This window comes from Kribbella sp. NPDC050459, from assembly GCF_040655315.1.
Taxonomy (GTDB): domain Bacteria; phylum Actinomycetota; class Actinomycetes; order Propionibacteriales; family Kribbellaceae; genus Kribbella.
The window spans coordinates 1-20,186 of sequence record NZ_JBFAJQ010000004.1; the positions used below are offsets into that span (position 1 = coordinate 1).

Annotated in this window: 20 protein-coding genes; 15 read left to right on the forward strand and 5 right to left on the reverse strand. The window is 70.7% G+C overall.

What is annotated here, in order from left to right:
• Positions 1-767: 767 nt before the first annotated feature.
• Positions 768-1,712: a hypothetical protein gene (locus tag AB0I12_RS16080; RefSeq protein WP_359929780.1), complete on the reverse strand. Its 945-nt coding sequence runs from the start codon at positions 1,710-1,712 to the stop codon at positions 768-770.
• Between the two features lie 18 nt (positions 1,713-1,730).
• Between AB0I12_RS16080 and AB0I12_RS16085 the strand changes: the two genes are divergently transcribed.
• Both AB0I12_RS16085 and AB0I12_RS16090 read left to right on the forward strand, forming a co-directional pair.
• Positions 1,731-2,651 (forward strand): hypothetical protein, encoded by a 921-nt coding sequence (locus AB0I12_RS16085; protein WP_359929781.1) that lies wholly within the window; start codon positions 1,731-1,733, stop codon positions 2,649-2,651.
• 3 nt (positions 2,652-2,654) lie between these two features.
• Positions 2,655-3,518: a CHAD domain-containing protein gene (locus tag AB0I12_RS16090; protein ID WP_359929783.1), complete on the forward strand. Its 864-nt coding sequence runs from the start codon at positions 2,655-2,657 to the stop codon at positions 3,516-3,518.
• A gap of 3 nt (positions 3,519-3,521) precedes the next feature.
• On the opposite strand, the gene AB0I12_RS16095 is transcribed toward AB0I12_RS16090, so the two are convergent.
• Positions 3,522-4,673: a DUF1015 domain-containing protein gene (locus tag AB0I12_RS16095; RefSeq protein WP_359929784.1), complete on the reverse strand. Its 1,152-nt coding sequence runs from the start codon at positions 4,671-4,673 to the stop codon at positions 3,522-3,524.
• Between the two features lie 24 nt (positions 4,674-4,697).
• Here AB0I12_RS16095 and AB0I12_RS16100 point away from each other — a divergent pair, with 24 nt between their 5' ends.
• The 13 genes from AB0I12_RS16100 to AB0I12_RS16160 all read left to right on the forward strand — a co-directional run bounded on the left by AB0I12_RS16100 (position 4,698) and on the right by AB0I12_RS16160 (position 18,356).
• Entirely contained in the window at positions 4,698-5,801 is a 1,104-nt protein-coding gene (locus AB0I12_RS16100) for an HAD-IIA family hydrolase (protein ID WP_359929786.1), read from the forward strand.
• Between the two features lie 84 nt (positions 5,802-5,885).
• Positions 5,886-6,323: a polyhydroxyalkanoate synthesis protein PhaF gene (locus tag AB0I12_RS16105; protein WP_359929788.1), complete on the forward strand. Its 438-nt coding sequence runs from the start codon at positions 5,886-5,888 to the stop codon at positions 6,321-6,323.
• 1 nt (position 6,324) lies between these two features.
• Positions 6,325-6,744 carry a hypothetical protein gene (locus AB0I12_RS16110; protein ID WP_359929789.1) on the forward strand — a complete coding sequence of 140 codons (420 nt, stop codon included), beginning with the start codon at positions 6,325-6,327 and terminating at the stop codon, positions 6,742-6,744.
• Between the two features lie 13 nt (positions 6,745-6,757).
• Positions 6,758-7,573, forward strand: a complete 816-nt coding sequence (locus AB0I12_RS16115; protein WP_359929791.1) for a TlyA family RNA methyltransferase — start codon at positions 6,758-6,760, stop codon at positions 7,571-7,573.
• A 14-nt stretch (positions 7,574-7,587) separates the two neighbouring features.
• Positions 7,588-8,520, forward strand: coding sequence for an NAD kinase (locus tag AB0I12_RS16120; protein ID WP_359929793.1), 933 nt, complete (start codon positions 7,588-7,590; stop codon positions 8,518-8,520).
• Positions 8,521-8,524: 4 nt separating this feature from the next.
• A complete protein-coding gene (gene recN, locus AB0I12_RS16125; protein WP_359929795.1) occupies positions 8,525-10,255 on the forward strand; it encodes a DNA repair protein RecN in 1,731 nt (576 codons plus the stop codon).
• A 97-nt stretch (positions 10,256-10,352) separates the two neighbouring features.
• Positions 10,353-11,534: a putative cytokinetic ring protein SteA gene (steA, locus tag AB0I12_RS16130; protein ID WP_359929797.1), complete on the forward strand. Its 1,182-nt coding sequence runs from the start codon at positions 10,353-10,355 to the stop codon at positions 11,532-11,534.
• Positions 11,531-12,478: a copper transporter gene (locus AB0I12_RS16135; RefSeq protein ID WP_359929799.1), complete on the forward strand. Its 948-nt coding sequence runs from the start codon at positions 11,531-11,533 to the stop codon at positions 12,476-12,478. The genes steA and AB0I12_RS16135 overlap by 4 nt, the downstream gene beginning before the upstream one ends.
• 1 nt (position 12,479) lies before the next feature.
• Positions 12,480-13,289 (forward strand): hypothetical protein, encoded by an 810-nt coding sequence (locus tag AB0I12_RS16140; RefSeq protein ID WP_359929801.1) that lies wholly within the window; start codon positions 12,480-12,482, stop codon positions 13,287-13,289.
• Positions 13,268-14,938 (forward strand): lipid II flippase MurJ, encoded by a 1,671-nt coding sequence (locus AB0I12_RS16145; protein WP_359929803.1) that lies wholly within the window; start codon positions 13,268-13,270, stop codon positions 14,936-14,938. The genes AB0I12_RS16140 and AB0I12_RS16145 overlap by 22 nt, the downstream gene beginning before the upstream one ends.
• Complete coding sequence (locus AB0I12_RS16150) at positions 14,935-15,960, forward strand: glycosyltransferase family 4 protein (protein WP_359929804.1); 1,026 nt, start codon at positions 14,935-14,937, stop codon at positions 15,958-15,960. Before AB0I12_RS16145 ends, AB0I12_RS16150 begins: the two co-directional genes overlap by 4 nt.
• A gap of 21 nt (positions 15,961-15,981) precedes the next feature.
• On the forward strand, positions 15,982-17,697 hold the full coding sequence (locus tag AB0I12_RS16155; protein WP_359929806.1) for a CTP synthase: 1,716 nt from the start codon (positions 15,982-15,984) through the stop codon (positions 17,695-17,697).
• Positions 17,694-18,356, forward strand: coding sequence for an NUDIX hydrolase (locus tag AB0I12_RS16160; RefSeq protein ID WP_359929808.1), 663 nt, complete (start codon positions 17,694-17,696; stop codon positions 18,354-18,356). Before AB0I12_RS16155 ends, AB0I12_RS16160 begins: the two co-directional genes overlap by 4 nt.
• Before the next feature lie 26 nt (positions 18,357-18,382).
• Here AB0I12_RS16160 and AB0I12_RS16165 read toward each other — a convergent pair whose 3' ends face one another.
• From AB0I12_RS16165 to AB0I12_RS16175, 3 genes are read right to left on the reverse strand one after another with little or no spacing between them, the layout of a single operon-like run.
• The gene (locus AB0I12_RS16165; protein WP_359929809.1) at positions 18,383-19,327 is read right to left on the reverse strand and encodes a hypothetical protein; all 945 of its coding nucleotides are present in this window, start codon (positions 19,325-19,327) and stop codon (positions 18,383-18,385) included.
• Positions 19,324-20,025, reverse strand: coding sequence for a cytochrome b N-terminal domain-containing protein (locus AB0I12_RS16170; RefSeq protein WP_359929811.1), 702 nt, complete (start codon positions 20,023-20,025; stop codon positions 19,324-19,326). The genes AB0I12_RS16165 and AB0I12_RS16170 overlap by 4 nt, the downstream gene beginning before the upstream one ends.
• A complete protein-coding gene (locus AB0I12_RS16175) occupies positions 20,022-20,162 on the reverse strand; it encodes a hypothetical protein (protein ID WP_359929813.1) in 141 nt (46 codons plus the stop codon). The genes AB0I12_RS16170 and AB0I12_RS16175 overlap by 4 nt, the downstream gene beginning before the upstream one ends.
• Positions 20,163-20,186: the final 24 nt, after the last annotated feature.

The window sequence follows — 20,186 nt, forward strand, 5'->3', positions numbered from 1 at the left end:
ATGGTACTGCGACCGGGAGGTCGTGGGAGAGTAGGACGCCGCCGGACATTCACACTGTTAAGGGCCACCCCACACCGGGGTGGCCCTTAACATTTGTGGAGGGTCGGCGGCCGCCGACCAGGACGTCACCTCCGCTGCGGGCGCGGTAACGTTTGTCCGATTACTGCTCTTCAGCATCGTTAGGAGTCACCGTGGCTACGCCACCTCGCAATCCTCGCTCCGGCTCCGGGGACCGTCGCGGTTCCTCCGGAGGCGCCGGCCGCTCTGGCGGTGCCGGTGGTGGACGGTCGGACTCCGGTCGATCGAATTCAGGTACTGGCCGCACGGGCTCTGGAGCTGGTCGCTCGGGCTCGGGCGGCGGTCGCGCTGGTTCCGGTGCCAGTCGTGGCGGTTCGGGCACTGGTTGGACTGGCGGGTCGGGCCGTGCGGGTTCTGGTGCCGGGCGTTCTGGGTCCGGGGCCGGTCGTGCGGGTTCCGGCGCGGGTCGTGGCGGTTCTTCGGGTGGTTCTGCGCCTCGTGGTGGCACAGGCGGTCGTAGTGGTGGACCGAGCCGGCCGGGTGGGTTTGCCGGCGGGCGCTCTGGTGGTTCCGGTGGGCGTTCCGGTGGATCGTCGTACCGGGATCGGGATGAGAGTTCGTACGAGAACCGGCGGGGGTTTGCCGGGTCTCGAGGGGATGACAAGTCTGAGCGGGATGCGTTCGGTGGGCAGATGTCCGATCGCGGTGGGCGAGACGATCGCTCCGGTGGATACCGGCGTGACGACCGCTCAGGTGGGCGTGGCACTGGTGCGGGCCGTGGCGTAGCCGGCCCTCGCCGGGACGATCGCGGAGGCTTCCGGCGTGACGACCGCGGCGGCGAGAGCCGTGGGTCGTACCGGCGTGACGACCGCGGCGGGGACGACCGCGGTGCGTATCGACGGGATGACCGCGGCGGATACCGGCGCGATGACCGTGGTGGCGATGACCGCGGCGGGTTCCGGCGTGACGAGCGTGGCGGGGACGACCGCAGTGGGTACCGACGGGATGACCGTGGCGGTGAGCGCGGTGGATACCGGCGTGACGAGCGTGGTGGCGATGACCGCGGCGGATACCAGCGTGACGAGCGTGGCGGTGAGCGCGGTGGGTACCGGCGCGATGACCGTGGCGGTGAGCGTGGCGGATATCGGCGTGACGAGCGTGGTGGTTCGTACCGGCGGGATGAGCGTGGGGATGACACGCGGGGTGCGCGGCGGGAAGAGCGCGGTGGGGACTCGCGGGGATATCGGCGGGACGAGCGGTCGGGGGACGAGCGTGGGTTCCGGCGGGATGACCGTGGCGGTGAGCGTGGGCGGGGGCCGGCTCGGGCCGGTGGGCCTGGGCGGAGTGAGCGTGGCGGGTTCCGGCGGGACGAGCGCGGCGACTCCAGGGGCCGTTCGGCGGCCGGAGATTCGCGCGGGCGGACCGGTGGCCGGGACGAGCGGCGTGGGTCCGGCGGACGTGATGATCGGCGAGACGACCGGCGGGGCGGGTTCCGGCGGGAGGAGCGCGAGGAGAAGGTCGGTCCGCGGCGCGACGACCCGAAGATTCCGGAAGGGATCACCGGCGCCGAGCTCGACCGGTCGGTAAAGGCCGAACTGCGATCGCTGCCGCGGACGCTGGCCGACCTGGTCGCGCAGCACCTGGTCGCGTCGGGGCGGTTCCTGGACGACGACCCGGAGCTGGCGTACCAGCACGCGCGGACGGCGCGGCGGTTGGCTGCGCGGCTCGGCGGCGTACGCGAGGCTGTGGCGATCACGGCGTACCTGGCTGAGCACTACGACGAGGCGCTCACCGAGTTCCGCGCCGTACGGCGGATGACCGGGAACCACGAGGTTCTCGCGATGATGGCCGACTGCGAGCGGGCGCTCGGCCGGCCGGACAAGGCGCTCGCGCTGACGAAGGACAAGCACGTCCACGACCTGTCCGAGCCGACCCAGATGGAGTTGCTGATCGTGGCGGCCGGGGCGCGGCGTGACAAGGGGCAGACCGCGGCGGCGATCCAGATGCTCGAGGTGCCGGAGCTGACCAAGCGGACGCGGGCCGACTGGCTGCCGCGGCTGCGGTACGCGTACGCCGACGCGCTGGCGGAGGCTGGGCGGACCGACGACGCGCTGGTCTGGTTCCACCGGGCCGCCGGCGTCGACGGCGACGGTCTGACCGGAGCGGCCGAGCGGGCCGCCGAGCTCGAAGGCCTCGAGTTCACCGACCTCGACGAGGACGACACCGTCCTGGACGACGAGTACTTCGAGGACGAGACCACCGCCGCAGACAACACGGACGGCGCACACGACACGGACGACGCACACGACACGGACGACGCAGACGACGCAGACGACACAGCCGACGTGATCGACGCGGCGGACGCGGCAGACGCAGCCGACGTAGACGACGCAGCCGATGTGGACGACGCCGACGCGGACGAGACGGCAGACGTCATCGATGCGGTGGACGGGGTGGACGCGGTGGACGCGGACGCAACGGACGCAACGGACGCAACGGACGCAACGGACGCAACGGACGCAACGGACGCAACGGACGCAACGGACGTGGACGACGCGGCCGGCGTGGACGGTGCGGCCGGCGTGGGCGAGGATGTGGGTTCGGACGGGGAGTCCAAGGGCAGCGAGGAGTAGCGCGTGGGGGGTGCGGGTGTGCCGGCGGCCGGCGAGCCGGTGGGGGCGCTGGTGGGGGCGGCGCTCGCCAAAGGTGCGCTGCGGCTCGAGAAGTCTGTCGGGATGGTGGAGAAGGGCGAGGACGACGCCATCCATCAGGTCCGGGTGTCCTGCCGGCGGTTGCGGAGCGACCTGAAGCTGTTCCGCAAGCTGCTGGCAGGCAACTGGGCGACCGAACTGCGCGCGGATCTGGCCGCGCTGGCACAAGCCTGCGGCGAGGCGCGCGACCTCGAGGTGATCGCGGAGCTCGTCCGCGAGAACGCCACCAGCGAGGACAACCAGGAACACGTCGACACGATCCTCACCACCCTCACCCTCGGCCTGGAGCGCGCCGCGGCCCGCTCCGCCGAGGTGGTTCTCGGCGAATCCACCCGGGCCTTGCTCACCACGATCGAAGCCGTCGCGACCGCGCCTGACCTCAACGCCAAGGCGGCCAAGCCGTGCAGCGAGGTCCTCCCGCAGCTCCTGCGGTCCGCCACGGTCAAGTTCACCCAGGAAGCCGACAAGCTGAAGCCCTGGACGCCCGACGACGACTGGCACGAGGTACGGCTGCTGGCGAAGCGAGTGCGGTACGCCGCCGACACCAGCGCCGCCGTACTCGGCGACGAAGCAAGAGCCACCGCCGCGCACGCAGCGACGTACCAGGAACTGCTGGGCCAGCACCAGGACCACTGCGCCGCCGCAGACGCCCTGACCGCCATGGCAGTCGATGCAGCGGCTCAGGACGACCCAGAGCTCTCCTTCACCCTCGGACGGCTCACAGAGCGCCACAGAGCCGCGCGCAAGCCACTTCGTGAGCAGTTCCTGAGCCTGTACCACCGGCCCTAACGCTCATAGCGTCCGGAACAGCAGCCCCACCCGCGGCTTCGGGCCGAACGACGTCGCCTTCTGCGGCAGTGCGACGCCCATCGCGGCCGACCGCAGCACCTGGTCCATCCGGAGAGCTGGAAGCTCCACAGCGGCCTGTTGAGGGCCGGCCAGCGCCAGTGCGTCGGCCAGTGTGTGGTGGAAGGTGACGTCGTCCTCAGCCACACCCCACGCCGGCAACAGCACATCGTGCAGCAGGGTCACGGCGGGTGCCTCGAAAGCAGTGTGGAGAGTCAGCCAACTGGAACCGTCCGTGACCGAGATCCGGTCCGGCACATCCTCCGCGCGACCGACCTGCACCTGCCAGTCCGACGGCGTACGGGACCGCACAGTCGCCAGATCCAGACCCGGTACGACGCGGTGGATCGGGTCCAGCGTCAACGGGTGCCTGGTGTAGTCGACCAGCATCGCCAGACCGACCTCTGTGCTCTGCCGGTACGGCTCTCGCAGCTGCCGCTCCAGGTACGCCGCGTACCGGTGGTGCCCGTCCGCGATGACCGCCTCGTGCTTGGCGAGCTCCGCCTCGATCGTCGCGAGCACTACCGGGTCGTCGATGCGCCAGATGGTGTGCTCGGCGCCGTTGTACGTCTCGGCCTCCAGCCACGGCTCACCGGACCGGGCCGCGTCTACCGCATCGCTGGCCGCGCCCCCGTCGGAATAGGCGAGCAGAATCGGCTCCAGGTCGGCGTCCGTGGCCTCCATCAGCCGTAGCCGGTCGTCGACCCAGTGCGGCATCACGTCCTCGTGCGGCAGCACCACCTGACGCGTCGGGTCCAGGCGGAGCGAACCGACCAGCCCGCACAGTACGGCGTTCCCCAGGCGCTGCTCGTACACGTACAGCGCGGGCCGTTCGTCCTGCACCACGACGCCGTCCCGCTGCCACCCGGCGAGCCGGCGCGCGGGTTCGTCGTACCGGGCCGGGCCGAGGTCCGGATCGCGTGGAAGGATGAGCCTCACCATGTTGTGCAGATCAGAATCAGTCAGCCGCCGGACGATGGCGGGTTCCAGCACGTCGTACGGCGGCGACGTGACGGCGCCGAGCGCGCTCACCTTGCCCGCCACGAACCGCCAGGCACGCAGTGGGTCGAGTCTCAGCACCCCCCGAGCATCCGGCATGCGCGGCATCGTACGGGGTGAAGCATGAGCGCGGAACGTCAATCGCCGCCGCCGCTCTCGGCGTGTGACGAACCGCTCGCGAGCCGGTACGACGTGGCGCTGCTGGACCTGGACGGCGTCGTGTACGTCGGCCCGGATCCGGTCCCGGACGCGCCGGAGAACCTCCGCAAGGCCGCCAAGGAAGGCATGCGGATCGGCTACATCACGAACAACGCGAGCCGGCCGGCGCGGGTCGTTGCCGAGCACCTCGCGTCGTTCGGGCTGGACGTGATCGCCGACGACGTCGTCACCTCGGCGCAGGCGGCCGCGAAGCTGATCGCGAGCGAGTTCCCGAAGGGGTCGGCGGTGCTCGTGGTCGGCGGCGAAGGGCTGCACGTCGCGCTGGAGGAGTATGGGCTGACCCCGGTGCGGTCCAGCGACGCGCGACCGGTCGCCGTGGTCCAGGGGTTCGATCCGGACGTGAACTGGGTGATGCTCGCCGACGGCGCGCACGCGATCAACGAGGGCGCGAAGTGGTTCGCGACCAACCTCGACCTGACGATCCCGACCGCGGCCGGCAAGGCGCCCGGGAACGGCACGCTGGTGCAGGCCGTCCGGGCCGCGGTCGACGTGGACCCGATGGTCGCCGGGAAGCCCGAGCCGCCGCTGCTGGAGACCAGCATCGAGCGGCTGGAAGCCGAGCGGCCGTTGATGATCGGGGACCGGCTGGACTCCGACATCGAAGGCGCGAACGCGGTCGGGATCGCGAGCCTGTGGGTGGCGACCGGCGTCAACGACGCGTACGACCTGGCGCGGGCGCCGAAGCACCAGCGCCCGACGTACGTCGCTGCCGGGCTCGGCGCGCTGGCCGAGAAGCAGGCCGGCGTGACCGTCGAGGGCTCGAAGCACACGTCGGGCGGCTGGACGGCCGAGGTCGTCAACAACGCCGTCACCGTGAAGGGCGAGGGAGCGCCGTACGACGGGCTCCGGGCGATCCTGTCCGCGGTCTGGGCCGCGGTCGACGCGCCCGCCGAGCCGCCGAAGCCCGCCAAAACCACCCGAGGCCGCCGTCCCCGCCCGAAGCCGGCGCCCACGCCCGACTCGATCGCCCTGGACGCCGCCCTGCACCGCATCGGCCTCGACAAGTAGTCGCACCACCCCTGGGGAGGGTGGTTGGGTGGTGTTGCGGCGGGGAGGCGATACCGTTGCTGGGGACGATGCGAGGAGGCAGTCATGGTGTTGGACGCACTGCGCGGCTACGTACAACTGGCGAGCGGCTTGACCGAGGTCACCAAGCAGAAGGCCCAGACGGCTGCGAAGGCGTTGCTGCAGCAGACCGGGGCGGACGCGCTGACCAGCCGAGCCAGTGAACTGGCCGACGAGATCGTTGCCACCAGCAAGAGCAACCGCCAACTGCTCCAGGCGATCGTGGCGAACGAGGTCGAGGGCGCGGTCGCGCGCCTCGGATTCGTTCGCTCCGAGGAGGTCGCGGCGCTCACCCGCCGGGTGAAGGCGCTGGAGACCGAGCTCGCCGAGGCACACGCCGCCGCGTCCGAGCGGGCGGCCGCCGAGAAGAGCGCGCCGGGCGCCGGGAACGACGCGCCGGCCAAGGCCGCGGCGAAGAAGCCGGCCAAGAAGGCCGCGGCGAAGAAGACCGCGAAGAAGGCCTGACATGACCGAGCATCCCGGCGAGCAGTTCCCACCCGACGTGGACCCGGACGTCGAGCCCGGCCAGGACCCCGACCGGTACGAGCAGCCGCAGACGCACCCCGACTACGACACCGAGCCCGGTGCCCAGGACGCCGTGGAGCACGTGGACCCTGCAGAGGTCGAGTTCGGCCCGGAGTTCGCCCGTGCCCCGGGGCAGGAACACGAACACTCCTTCCACGCCGGCTCCGCCGAGGACCCGATGCCGGACGCTGAGCGCGAGCACGAGGAAGGCGGTCACCCCCTGGTCGAGGAGACCATGGGGCGCCTGGACGAGTTGCGGGACAAGCCGGTGAGTGAGCACGGCGAGGTGTACGCCGACCTGCACGAGCGCCTCCAGACCGCTCTGGTCGAGGCCGACGCCGAGCAGGGCGAGCGGGGATAGCCGGAAACCCCGAGTGGCCAAGGGAGTCAAGCGGTCGCGGCTCGATGCGGAGCTGGTACGGCGTGGCCTCGCGCGCTCACGTGAGCATGCGAGCGAGCTGATCGCGGCCGGCAAGGTGAAGGTGTCGGGAACCGTGGCCGGCAAGCCCGCGACCGGGGTCGGTGCGGACGCGCCGATCGTCGTCGACACGTCCGAGCACGAGGATCCCGGCTACGCCAGCCGGGGCGCGCACAAGCTGCTCGGCGCGCTCGAGGCGTTCCCGGCCGTCCAGGTGAAAGGCCGCCGTACGCTCGACGCCGGTGCGTCGACCGGCGGATTCACCGACGTACTGCTGCGCAACGAGGCCGCGCACGTGATCGCCGTCGACGTCGGCTACGGCCAGCTGGTGTGGGCCTTGCAGACCGACGAGCGGGTCACGGTGATGGACCGGACCAATGTCCGGACGCTGACGTTGGACGCCATCGGCGGCGAGCCGGTCGACCTTGTCGTCAGTGACCTGAGCTTCATCAGCCTCACGCTGGTCCTGCCCGCGCTGATCGGCGTGGTGAAGCCGGACGGCGATCTGGTGCTGATGGTGAAGCCGCAGTTCGAGGTCGGCAAGGACCGGCTCGGCAAGGGCGGCGTGGTCCGGGACCCGGAGTTGCGCGCCGACGCGGTGCGGAACGTCGCGACGAAGGCGAGCGAGCTCGGGTGGGGAATCCAGGGCGTCGCGGCCAGCCCGTTGCCTGGTCCGTCAGGAAATGTCGAATACTTCCTGTGGATACGACGTGTTGCGCCGGTTCTCGATGAGACGATGCTGCGGACCGCCATCGAGCGCGGGCCTCAATGAAGGGGGTACCTGGGTTGGCTGAGCACGAGCCGCGGCGCGTGCTGCTGGTGACGCACACCGGCCGGGAGCAGGCGGTCGGGGTGGCCCGCGACGCGCACCGGCTGCTGACCGGCGCCGGGATGCAGGTCCGGCTGCTCGGCGGCGAGGCCGAGGAGCTCCGGCTCGACCCGGCGGAGATCGTCGACGACCCGGAGAAGGCCGCCAACGACGTCGAGCTGATCATGGTGCTCGGCGGCGACGGCTCGATCCTGCGCGGCGCCGAGCTCGCCCGCCCGCACGGTACGCCGGTGCTCGGGGTGAATCTGGGCCATGTCGGGTTCCTGGCCGAGGCCGAGGTCGACGACCTGGAGCGGATCGTCCAGGTGGTGGTGGACCGCAGCTACACGGTCGAGGAGCGGATGACGCTGGCCGTCGACGTCCGGCTCGACGACAACCTGATCTTCGAGACCTGGGCGCTGAACGAGGCGAGTGTCGAGAAGGCCGCCCGGGAGAAGATGCTCGAGGTGCTGGTCGAGGTGGACGACCGGCCGCTGTCGCGGTGGGGCTGCGACGGCGTCGTGGTCGCGACCCCGACCGGCAGCACGGCGTACGCGTTCTCGGCCGGCGGCCCGATCGTCTGGCCGGAGGTCGAGGCGATCCTGATGGTGCCGCTGAGCGCGCACGCGCTGTTCTCGCGGCCGATCGTGGTGGCGCCGACGTCGCGGCTGTCGATCGAGCTGGTGCGGTCCTGGCACGGGCGCGGGGTGCTGTGGTGCGACGGCCGGCGGATGGTCGAGGTGCCGCCGGGCGCCGAGATCCAGGTCCGGCGGGGTTCGATGCCGGTCCGGCTGGCCCGGGCCCACGAGGCGCCGTTCACCGACCGGCTGGTGGCGAAGTTCGACCTCCCGGTGCTCGGCTGGCGTGGCGCCGCCGAACGCAAACGCAACGGAAACGGAAACGGAAACTGAAACCATGCTTTCGGAGATCCGCATCACCGGGCTGGGCGTGATCGAGGACGCGACGCTGGACCTCGACCCGGGCTTCACCGCGGTCACCGGCGAGACCGGGGCCGGCAAGACGATGGTCGTGACCGGCGTGAACATGCTGCTCGGCGGGCGCGCCGACAGCGGTCTGGTGCGGCACGGGACGCGCCGCGCGCGCGTGGAGGGCCGCGCGAGCGCCGTACCGCGGGCGATCGTGCAGCAGGCCGAGGACCGTGGCGGTGAGCTGGACGACGACGAGCTGCTGATCGCGCGCGAACTGTCGTCGGAGGGGCGTTCGCGGGCCTTCCTCGGCGGCGCGTCCGTCCCCGTGTCCGTGCTGGGGGAGGTGTCCGGGGACCTCGTCGCGATCCACGGACAGGCCGACCAGTGGCGGCTGCTGCAGCCGGCGCGGCAGCGCGAGACGCTCGACACCTTTGCCGGCAAGGCGGTTCTGGTGCCGCTGCAGGAGTACGCCGCGGCGTACAAGCGGTATCGCGACGTCCAGGCCGAGCTGACCGAGCTGACCACCCGGGAGCGCGACCGCCTCGCCGAGGCCGACCTGCTGCGGTTCGGGCTGGACGAGGTCGCGAAGGCGGAGCCGTTGCCCGGCGAGGACGTCGAGCTCGCGGCCGAGGAGGAGCGCCTCGCGTACGCCGACGGTCTGCGGACGGCGGCGACGACGGCCGCGGACGCGCTGGCCTCGGAGGACCTCGACGCCAGCCGGCCGAACGACGTACTCGGCCTGCTGGCGTTGGCGAAACAGGTCCTGGACGGCGAACGCGAGCACGACGCGAAGCTCGCGGAGCTGGCCGACCGGGCCGGCGAGCTCGGGTACCTGGCGGCCGACCTGGCCCAGGAGCTCTCGTCGTACGCCGCTGATGTGGACACCGATCCGGCGCGGCTGGCTGTGGTGAGCGAGCGACGTGCCCTGCTCACCAATCTGGTGCGCAAGTACGGCGCCGATCAGGGCACCGTGGACGAGGTCATCGAGTGGACCAAGCGGTCGGCGGAGCGGCTGACCGAGCTCGACGGCAGCGACGAGCGCGTCGAGCAGTTGACGGCCGAGCTGGCCGAGCTGGACGCGCGGCTCGCGGACCTCGGCCGGCAGATGCGGGAGGCCCGGATCGAGGCGGCCGAGCGGCTCGGCGTCGCGGTGTCGGAGGAGCTGACCGGGCTGGCGATGCCGCACGCGAAACTGTCGGTCGAGGTACACGAGACGACGGCCGGCCCGTTCGGCATCGACGAGGTCGAGTTCTGCTTCGCGGCGAACCCGGGGAGCCCGGCCCGGCCGCTGCAGAAGGCGGCATCCGGCGGTGAGTTGTCCCGGGTGATGCTGGCGCTCGAGGTGATCCTGTCGGACACGCATCCGGTGCCGACGCTGGTGTTCGACGAGATCGACGCCGGGATCGGCGGCCGCGCCGCGGTCGAGGTCGGCAAGCGGCTGGCCCGGCTGGCGGAGAAGGCGCAGGTGATCGTGGTGACGCACCTGCCGCAGGTCGCGGCGTTCGCGGACCGTCATGCCGTCGTGCTGAAGAGCGACGACGGGTCCGTCACCACGAGCGGTCTGGTCGCGCTCGACGACGACGCCCGGCTGAAGGAACTGTCCCGGATGATGGCCGGCCTGGAGAATTCCGATGCCGCGCAGGCGCACGCCGAGGAGCTGCTCGCGCTCGCGGCCGAGCGCCACAAACCGCGGCGGAAGAGTCGTTCAAAAGGATGATTTGACGCACAGTCACTGTTATTTCAGTGCGTGAACAAGTCCCTCGCCGGGTAAATGGCCCGGGAGAGGGCTCTTGACATGGCAGGATGAGGGTGCGATGAAACTGCCCAGCCTGCGGAGAGCACGACCCACTGAACTGCCCGGCATCACCGGCGTGGTCCGGCTGGATCGACGTACCAAGAATCTCACCAAACGGCTCAAGCCGGGCGAGATCGCGGTCATCGACCATGTCGACCTGGACCGGGTGAGCGCCGAGGCCCTCGCCGACTGCCGGGTCGCCGCCGTGGTGAACGTGGCCGACTCGATCAGCGGCCGCTACCCGAACCTCGGTCCGGAGATCCTCGTCGAGGCGGGCATCCCGCTCGTCGACGGCGTCGGCCGCGAGGTGTTCTCGATCCTGCACGAGGGTGAGCACGTGCGGCTCGACGAGGGCACGCTGTACCGCGGCCAGGAGGTCGTCGCGAAGGGTCTGTCGCAGGACAGCCAGTCGGTCGCGCAGCTGATGGACGACGCCCGCGCCGGGCTGTCCACGCAACTCGAGGCCTTCACCGCGAACACGCTGGAGTACCTGCGGCGCGAGAAGGACCTGCTGCTCGACGGTGTCGGCGTCCCGGAGATCCACACGCCGATGGAGGGCAAGCACGTCCTGATCGTGGTCCGCGGCTACGACTACCGCGAGGACCTGGTCGCCCTGAAGTCGTACATCCGCGAGTACCGGCCGGTGCTGATCGGCGTCGACGGCGGCGCGGACGCGCTGGTCGAGAACGGGTACGCCCCGGACCTGATCCTCGGCGACATGGACTCGGTGAAGGACGACACGCTGAGGAGCGGCGCCGAGGTGGTCGTGCACGCGTACCGCGACGGTCGCGCGCCGGGCGCGGAGCGGCTCGAGCGGCTCGGCGTCGAATCGATCGAGTTCCCGGCCACCGGCACCAGCGAGGACGTCGCGATGCTGCTGGCCGACTCGAAGGGCGCCTCGCTGATCGTCGCGGTCGGCACCCACAACTCGCTGGTGGAGTTCCTCGACAAGGGGCGCCCGGGCATGGCGAGCACGTTCATCACCCGGTTGCGCGTCGGTGCCAAACTGGTCGACGCCAAGGGTGTCTCCCGGTTGTACCGCAGCCGGGTCTCGACGTTGCAGGTGGTCGCGCTGATGGTGGCCGGCCTGTTCGCGGTCGGGATGGCGATGGTCGCCATCGGCGCCGACGACGTCGCCTGGTCGATCCTGCGGGCGCGCTGGAGCGACTTCGTCTACTGGATCCGGGAGCTGTTCACGTGATCGACTTTCGCTACCACATCGTCTCGATCGTGGCGATCTTCTTCGCCCTGGGTGCCGGTGTGGTGCTGGGCGCCGGCCCGTTGAAGGGCACCGCCAGTGAGGTGGTCGCGAGCCAGGCCGAGAAGGACCGGCAGCAGCTCGCCGACGCCCGCGCCGAACTGGTGCAGGTGAAGGCGCTCGACAAGTACCGCGACGACTACGTCGCCAAGGTGACCGCCGGGATGACCAGCGGCAAGCTGACGAACAAGAAGGTCGCGATCGTCACGATGCCGAACGCGGACAACGACCTGACCAACAGCCTGCAGGACGAGGTCGAGAAGGCCGGCGGCGTCGTCACCACCAAGGTCGCGCTGGACGCGAAGCTGTTCGACACCGGGCAGCGGCAACTCGTCGAGACGCTGGTCAACCAGCTCGTCACCGCGGACATGGACATCCCGACCGACAGCACGACGTACCAGCGGGCCGGGCTGCTGCTCGCCCGCGGCATCGCGGCCAAGGAGGACGGCAAGACCGGCGACGCCGACTCGACCAAGGTGATCAGCGGATTCACCGGCGCGAAGCTGCTGTCGCTGAAGCCGTCGCAGATCAAGGACCGGGCGACGCTGGTGCTGGTGGTCGCGGCGAAACCGCCGACGCCGCTGCCGGACAACTCGACGTACAACGACAGCGTCGACTTCATCGAGGGCCTGGACACCGGCAGCAGCGGCGCCGTGGTCGCGGGGACGCCGGCGACCGCGGCCGACGGCGGACTGCTCAAGGCCTTGCGCAGTGACTCCGAGGCCACCAAGATCGTTTCCTCGGTGGACGTGGCCGACATCCCCGCCGGGCAGGCAACGGTCGTCTTCTCGCTGGTCGAGCAGGCGGAAGGCAAGGCGGGGCAGTACGGCGCGATCAACGCGAAGAACGGCGTCGCGCCGTCGGCCGTACAAACTAAGGACAACTGACGTGGGAATTCTCAGCGCCGCCATCGCCGCGGCCGCTACCGCCGGGCTGGAGCGCGCGGCGGAGAAGCTGCCCAAGGAGAACCGGGAGCCGTTCGAGCGCACCAATCACCGCGGTGAGCCGGTGACGCTGCTCGAGGGCCCGGTCGCGGTGCTCGGTGCGCTGGCCGGCGTCGCGGCGTCACGCGGCAACGGCAAGGTGAAGACGGCCGCACTGGTCGCCGGGGCTGTGTCGGGCGCGGTCGGCGCGTACGACGATCTGCGCGGAACCACGCAGGCGAAGGGTTTTCGCGGTCACCTGAGCGCGTTGCGGCGCGGTGAGGTGACCAGCGGCGCGGTGAAGATCCTCGGTGTCGGCGCGGCGGGGATCGCGGCCGCGGCGTTGCTGCCGCGGAAGTCGCGCGGCGTCAAGGCGTTCGCCGGGGTCGTTGCCGACGGCGCCCTGATCGCCGGTACGGCGAACCTCACCAACCTGCTCGACCTGCGTCCGGGCCGCGCGCTGAAGGCCGTGGCCGCGGTGAACGCGCCGCTCGCCGTCGTGAGCGGTCCGGCCGGCGCCGTCGTCGGCGCCGCTGCCGCGTCCGCGCCGTCCGACCTCGGCGAACGCTCGATGCTCGGCGACTGCGGCGCGAACGGGCTGGGCGCCATCACCGGTACGGCGCTCGCCGCGTCGCTGCCGCGTCCGCTGAAGACCCTCGTGCTGGCGGCCGTCGTCGGCCTGAACCTGGCCAGCGAGAAAGTCAGCTTCACCAAGGTCATCGCCGACACCCCCGTCCTCGACAAGATCGACCAGTGGGGCCGACGCCCCAGGTGAACAAGGACGGCCCGGGCACCGACCACCCAGCCGACACCGGGGGAGCCGACGGTTCGTCCAACACGCCCTCCGGGCGGAACAGTTCCACAGGCGCGCGGATCGCGCGGGCGGCGTTGCTGGTGGCTGGGGTCACTGTGCTCGCACGGATTGTGGGCTTCGGGCGTTGGCTGGTGTTCTCGAAGACGGTCGGTGCGGGCTGTCTGGCCGAGGCCTACACGACGGCGAACCAGCTGCCGAACATCCTGTTCGAAGTAGTCGCCGGTGGAGCGCTCGCGGGTGCCGTGATCCCGGTGCTGGCCGGACCGGTCACTCGGGGGGACAAGGCGGCGCAGGGCCGCATCATCGGGGCGTTGCTGTCCTGGTCGTTCGTACTGCTGGCCCCGGTCGCCCTGCTGGCCTGGCTGCTAGCGGGGCAGTACACCGACGCGATGCTCGACCCCGGAGCCGATTGCGGCTCCTCGACGGGGACCGCGACGCGGATGCTCGCCATCTTCGTACCGCAGGTCTTCGGGTACGCCGTGGCCGTGATCGCGACCGCGGTTCTCCAGTCCCACAAGCGGTTCGCGGCCGGTGCGTTGGCGCCGCTGATCTCGAGTCTGGTCGTCGTCGGCACCTATTTCGTGTTCGCCGCGGCCGCACCGAATGCGGATGTCGCCTCGCAAAGCGCTACTGACCTGCTCGCCTGGGGTACTACGGCTGGTGTGCTCGCTCTCGCGCTGACAGTGCTGATCCCGATGCTGCTGCTCCGGCTGCCGATCAGACCGACGCTCCGGCTCGACCCTGGCGTCGGACCAGTACTGCGGAGACTCGCACTCGCCGGCCTGGCAGTGCTGGTCGCGCAGCAGCTCACCTTCGTCGTCACGACGTACCTGGCCAACCACCGTGGCGTAGCAGGCAGCATCGCCGTCTACACGTGGGCGAACGCGGTCTATCTGCTGCCGTACGCGGTGCTGGCTGTGCCGATCACCACGGCCGTCTTCCCGCGACTGGCAGCCGCATTCGACTCAGGAGAGGGCTTCGACCACTACGCGGCGGGGTCCACGCGAGCGGTCATGCTCGCGGGCGGGGCCGGCGCCGCACTGCTCGTCGGTACGGCGATCCCTGTCGCGCGGATCTTCGCGTACGACGACGGCGCGGTGCAGGAGTCGCGGGCGTCGACGCTTGTGGACGCGTTGATGTTCTTCGCGCCGGCGGCGATCGGGTTCGCCGTACTCATGCACGTCGGTCGGGTCCTCTACGCGCGACACCGCGGGCGTGAGGTGGCCGTTGTGACCTCTGGTGCGTGGGTGCTCGTTGCGGTTGCCAGTGTGGTGCTGACTGCCCAGTGGGCCGCAGTGCCCGCGTTGGCGGCGGCCATGTCGGTCGGGATGGTCGCTGGTGCCGTCGTACTGCTGCTGGTCCTGCGGCGCGAGGCGGGAGGCGGTGTGATCGCCGGATTCCCCCGTGCGTCGCTGGCCGCGTTGACAGGTGCCGTACTGGCGGGCGCGGCAGGCTGGGCTGTATCGGTGCCCGCTGGAGACGCCGGCGTCGGTAAGTCCGTGGTCTTCGCGGCCCTCTCCGGGCTGGCGGTCGTCGTCGTGTACGCCGTGGTCGTGCTTGCATTGGATCGCGCGGACGCCCGCGCACTCGTACGACGGGAGAAAGCATGAGGATCGGGCTGCTGCTCGCGGAGTCGCGGGGCGGCATCGGGCAGCACGTCGCCTCGCTGGTGCCGCGGTTCGTGAGCGCCGGTCACGAGGTGCTAGTGGGCGCCCCGCCGGGCACGGCCGAGCACTTCGACTTCGCTCCGGCGACCGTCGTCTCCCAGGCCGCCGGACTGCGTGGCTGCGACGTGATCCACGCGCACGGCTACCGCGCCGGCATGACCGCGCTCCGCGACCGGTCCAGGCTGCGCCCGCTGGTCGTCACCTGGCACAACGCGGTGATCACACCGGGCCCCAAGGGCCTTGTGATGCGGATGGGGCAGCGGCTGGTTGCCAGAGGTGCCGATCTGACCCTGGGCGCGTCCAGCGACCTTGTGGAGCTCGCCAAGAGCCTTGGCGCCCGCAACGCGCAGCTGGCACCGGTAGCCGCGCCGGCGATGCCGCGGATCCGGACGCCGCGAGCCGAGGTACGCCGGGAGCTCGGCCTCGATGACCGTCGTGTGGTGCTCACTGTGGGGCGCCTGGCGCCGCAGAAGGACTACCCGACCTTGCTGTCCGTGGCGGCCCGTATCCAGGAGTCGACCCCGGACGCCGTGTTCGTGGTCGTCGGTGACGGGCCGCTGCGGGACAACCTGCAGGCCCGGATCGACGCGGAGCAGCTGCCGGTCCGGTTGCTCGGTCATCGCGCCGATGTGGCCGATCTGCTCGGTGCGGCCGACGTGTTTCTGCTCACATCGCACTGGGAGGCCCGCGCGCTCGTGCTGCAGGAGGCGATGCAGGTCGGCGTACCTGTGGTGGCCACCGCGGTCGGCGGCATCCCCGAGCTGGTCGGCGACAGCGCGGTCCTGGCGTTCCCCGGTGACGCGGACGGGCTGGCGGACGGCGTACGGGCGGTGCTGGCGGAGCCCGACACGGCGAACGCTATGCGGACACGTGGCCGGGAATTGGCCGCGCGGTGGATGGACGAGGACGCGGTGGCGAAGAATCTGCTCGACATCTACGCGGGTCTCGTCGCGACCGGTGGTTGACAAGAGGTAGGCTGGAGGCCCGTGGACAGGGCTTTGAATTCCCAGCAGACCAAGCACGTATTCGTCACCGGCGGCGTGGCCTCCAGTCTCGGCAAGGGACTGACGGCGTCCAGCCTCGGCAGTCTGCTGACGGCGCGCGGCATCCGGGTCACCATGCAGAAGCTGGATCCGTATCTGAACGTCGATCCCGGCACTATGAACCCGTTCCAGCACGGCGAGGTGTTCGTCACCAACGACGGCGCCGAGACCGACCTGGACATCGGCCACTACGAGCGCTTCCTGGACCGCGACCTGTCGGCCGTGGCGAACGTGACCACCGGCCAGGTGTACTCCAGCGTGATCGCCAAGGAGCGCCGCGGCGAGTACCTCGGCGACACCGTCCAGGTGATCCCGCACATCACCAACGAGATCAAGGAACGGATGCTCGCGATGGCGGGCCCGGACGTCGACGTCGTCCTGCACGAGATCGGTGGCACGGTCGGTGACATCGAGTCGCTGCCGTTCCTCGAGGCGGCCCGCCAGGTCCGGCACGACGTCGGCCGCGACAACGTGTTCTTCCTGCACATCTCGCTGGTCCCGTACCTCGCGCCGAGCGGCGAGCTGAAGACCAAGCCGACCCAGCACTCGGTCGCCGCGCTGCGCTCGATCGGCATCGCCCCGGACGCGGTCGTCTGCCGCTCCGACCGGCCGATCCCGGACGGCGTGAAGCGGAAGATCTCGCTGATGTGCGACGTCGACACCGAGGCCGTGGTCGCGGCGCCGGACGCGCCGTCGATCTACGACATCCCCAAGGTGCTGCACGCCGAGGGCCTCGACGCGTACGTCGTCCGCCGCCTGAACCTGCCGTTCCGCGACGTCGACTGGACCCGCTGGGACGAGCTGCTGCGGGTCGTGCACCACCCGAAGGACGACGTCACGGTCGCGCTGGTCGGCAAGTACATCGACCTGCCGGACGCGTACCTGTCGGTCGCCGAGGCGCTGCGCGCGGGCGGCTTCGACAACGACGCCAAGGTGAACCTGCGCTGGATCGCCTCCGACGAGTGCGCCACGCCCGAGGCCGCGGCCCGGCTGCTCGGAGACGTCGACGCGATCTGCATCCCCGGCGGGTTCGGGGTGCGCGGGATCGAGGGCAAGATCGGCGCGATCCGGTACGCCCGCGAGCAGGGGGTGCCGATCCTCGGGCTCTGCCTCGGCCTGCAGTGCATGGTGATCGAGGTCGCCCGGCACCTGGCCGGCCTGGACCAGGCGAACTCCAGCGAGTTCGACCCGGACGCGGAGCAGCCGGTGATCGCGACCATGGAGGAGCAGAAGCACATCGTCTCCGGCACCGGCGACATGGGCGGCACCATGCGGCTCGGGCTGTACCCGGCGAACCTGGCCGACGGCTCGATCGTCCGCGGGCTGTACGGCGCCCCGTCGGTGCAGGAGCGGCACCGGCACCGCTACGAGGTCAACAACGCCTACCGGGACAAGCTGGAGACCGCCGGGCTGGTGTTCAGCGGGCTGTCGCCGGACCGCGAGCTGGTCGAGTTCATCGAGCTGGACCGCTCCGTGCACCCGTACTTCGTGGCCACCCAGGCGCACCCGGAGCTACGGTCGCGGCCGACCAAGCCGCACCCGCTGTTCTCCGGGCTGGTCGCGGCCGCGCTGGACCGGCAGCGCGAGTCCCGGCTCCCGGTCGAGGACCCGAAGCCGGCCGCCAAGAAGGCTGAGAAGACGGCGGTCAAGGCTCGATGACGGACTACCCGGAGTTGCGGTTCGGCGCCGGGCTGGCGGATCGGCCCGAGCGCTGGCCGGTGTCGGCGTCGGAGACCGTGCACGAGACCGGGCGGGTGATCTCGGTCCGGCGGGACACCATCGAGCCGCCCGTCGGTGAGCAGTTCGTCCGGGATGTCGTCGTGCATCCCGGGGCGGTCGGCGTGGTCGCGCTGGACGAGAACAACCGGATGCTGCTCGTTCGCCAGTACCGGCACCCGGTCGGCTACAAGCTGCTCGAGGCGCCGGCCGGGCTCCTCGACGTCCAGGGTGAGCAGTACCGTCTGGGCGCCGAGCGTGAGCTGTGGGAGGAGACCGCCACCAAGGCCGCCGACTGGCGGATCCTGATCGACGCGTTCACCTCACCCGGCCTGACGAACGAGGCGGTCCGGATCTTCCTGGCCCGCGACCTGTCACCCGCCGACGAGTCCTTCGAACGCCTCCACGAGGAGGCCGACATGGAAACCGTTTGGGCCCCGCTCCTCGACGTCGTCGCCGCCGCCCTGGCCGGCCACCTCCAGAACCCCATCCTCATCATGGGCGCCCTCGCCGCCTGGACCGCCCTCAACGGCCCCGGCTTCGACACCCTCCGCCCCGCCGACAGCTCCTGGCCTGCCAAGGACCTGAAGCCCCAGGTGTAGCGCCGCCCGTGCCGTCGTCCGGCCGCTCAGGTGGAGCGGCCGGGGCGGCGGTAGTAGTCGCGCCAGATCAGGCGGTGCAGCCCGACCCAGCGTGGGATCGACCGGATGCCAGGGATGAACGGCACCAAGGTCAGTGCGAGGGTCAGCACCATCATCAGCGCCCAGACCTGCGCATCGGCGTTGTCCGACGTCGAGAACGGCTTCACCTGGTACCAGAAGGTGTACAGCCACATCCAGGGCTGGCCCGGATAGTTGCCGGTCTCGTTCATCATGCCCCACTGGTCGCCGCCCAGGTTCCTGGCCCGCGCCTGGTCCTCCAGATAGGCGCCGTCCGAGAGCAGCAAGAGGCCTCGGGTCGCGTCTCCCTGGTAGAAGTTGCCGTGGGCATCGAGGGCGCCCTCCAGGCCACCGGACCGGGCCAGTTGCAGGAACTTCGCGGTCAGGACCGGGACCGGTCCGAAAGCTGCCGAGGCCCGCACCGCGGCGGGGTTGCCGTCCGGTGCCGCGGCCAACGCATCGGCGTACGTCGCTGCCCATTCCTGCTGCTGACTGGCCGATGCCGAGCTCCAGGTGGCCAGTGCGCTCGTCAACTCCTGGTCGCCACCGACCCCGCGCAGCGGTGTGAGCACCAGATCGTTCGCCGAGTCGACCGGTATCCGCACGCCGGCCCACTTCTGCAGCTCGACGGGACCCAGAACCTGCCCGGAGGCTGCGTTGTTGTACGGCGGTCCGTACTCCGCGCTGGTGGTCGTACCGGCGAGCTCGCCGGCCGCGGTCGCCACGACGTCGTTCGGCGCCTGCCGGGCCCAGCCCGACAGCGTGATCGGCTTCTCGTCGGGGGACGAGAACACGGCGGCCAGGACCGTGGTGAGGACCGCCACGACGATCAGTGCGACGACGAACTCCTTCACCAGATCGTAGGAGCGGGTCGGGAAGTCGTGGGCGTCCGGCGTTCGGCGTACGACGGTCATGACGAGGCCTCCCCGTCGCCGGGATCCTCCGCGATCGCCGCGTTCTCGGCCGTCGTCTCGGCGTCGATCGGTGGCACGACGCCGTGCCGTCTGACCAGGATCACATGGAGGACCACCAGGAGGCCGATGGCAGCCGGCAGCAGGGAGATGTGCCACATCAGCATCTGTCCGGGGTCGAGCACGTTGAACCAGGCGCCGATGCCGACCGAGTTGAGACCGTCCTTGGCCTGGGCGCTGATCCACTGGGAGTCGAAGTTGGACTGCGAGAGGTACCCGGTGAACGCCGTGCCGATCGACCCCACGAACGCGATCACGCCGGTGATCCAGGTGAGCGCGCGCCGGCCCCGCCAGGCGGCCATGAAGAACTTCCCCCAGAGGTGGATCACCATGAACGCGAAGAACAGTTCGGTGCTCCACAGGTGCAGCGAGTTGACGAAGTGCCCGGTCGACGAGGTGTGCCACCAGGTCGGCCCGCCCAGGGCCAGCACCGCTCCCGTGCCCAGGACGATCAGCAGGGCGGCCAGGGTCAGCGCGCCGAAGACGTAGATCCACGAGTTCACGTACACCGGTTGGCGGTCCGGGAGGAGTTGCCCAGGTGGAACCGTCCTGCCGACCCGGGTCCGCAGCCGGGCCGTCCAGTTGCTCTTGGTGGGCCGGTCGTGCTCGTGCGCGGCCGTCCGGCCGGCGACCGACGTCATGGCCGGTCCTGATCCTCGTCGCCGTGCCGGAACGGAACGGCGATCGCGAGTGCGAACACCACCAGCATCGCCAGGATGATCACCAGATTGGTGACCGAGATCTGGATGACGCCCCAATGAACGTAGTGGCCGGCCATCACTCCACCTCCGGGGGTCGACTT

Bases quoted from the DNA above. Each gene is read 5' to 3' on its own strand.
- AB0I12_RS16110 (WP_359929789.1), top strand. From the start codon at position 6,325: ATGACCGAGCATCCCGGCGAGCAGTTCCCACCCGACGTGGACCCGGAC.
- AB0I12_RS16160 (WP_359929808.1), top strand. From the start codon at position 17,694: ATGACGGACTACCCGGAGTTGCGGTTCGGCGCCGGGCTGGCGGATCGG.
- AB0I12_RS16170 (WP_359929811.1), bottom strand. From the start codon at position 20,025: ATGACGTCGGTCGCCGGCCGGACGGCCGCGCACGAGCACGACCGGCCC.
- recN (WP_359929795.1), top strand. From the start codon at position 8,525: ATGCTTTCGGAGATCCGCATCACCGGGCTGGGCGTGATCGAGGACGCG.
- AB0I12_RS16105 (WP_359929788.1), top strand. From the start codon at position 5,886: ATGGTGTTGGACGCACTGCGCGGCTACGTACAACTGGCGAGCGGCTTG.
- steA (WP_359929797.1), top strand. From the start codon at position 10,353: ATGAAACTGCCCAGCCTGCGGAGAGCACGACCCACTGAACTGCCCGGC.
- AB0I12_RS16100 (WP_359929786.1), top strand. From the start codon at position 4,698: ATGAGCGCGGAACGTCAATCGCCGCCGCCGCTCTCGGCGTGTGACGAA.
- AB0I12_RS16150 (WP_359929804.1), top strand. From the start codon at position 14,935: ATGAGGATCGGGCTGCTGCTCGCGGAGTCGCGGGGCGGCATCGGGCAG.
- AB0I12_RS16095 (WP_359929784.1), bottom strand. From the start codon at position 4,673: ATGCCGGATGCTCGGGGGGTGCTGAGACTCGACCCACTGCGTGCCTGG.
- AB0I12_RS16175 (WP_359929813.1), bottom strand. From the start codon at position 20,162: ATGGCCGGCCACTACGTTCATTGGGGCGTCATCCAGATCTCGGTCACC.
- AB0I12_RS16165 (WP_359929809.1), bottom strand. From the start codon at position 19,327: ATGACCGTCGTACGCCGAACGCCGGACGCCCACGACTTCCCGACCCGC.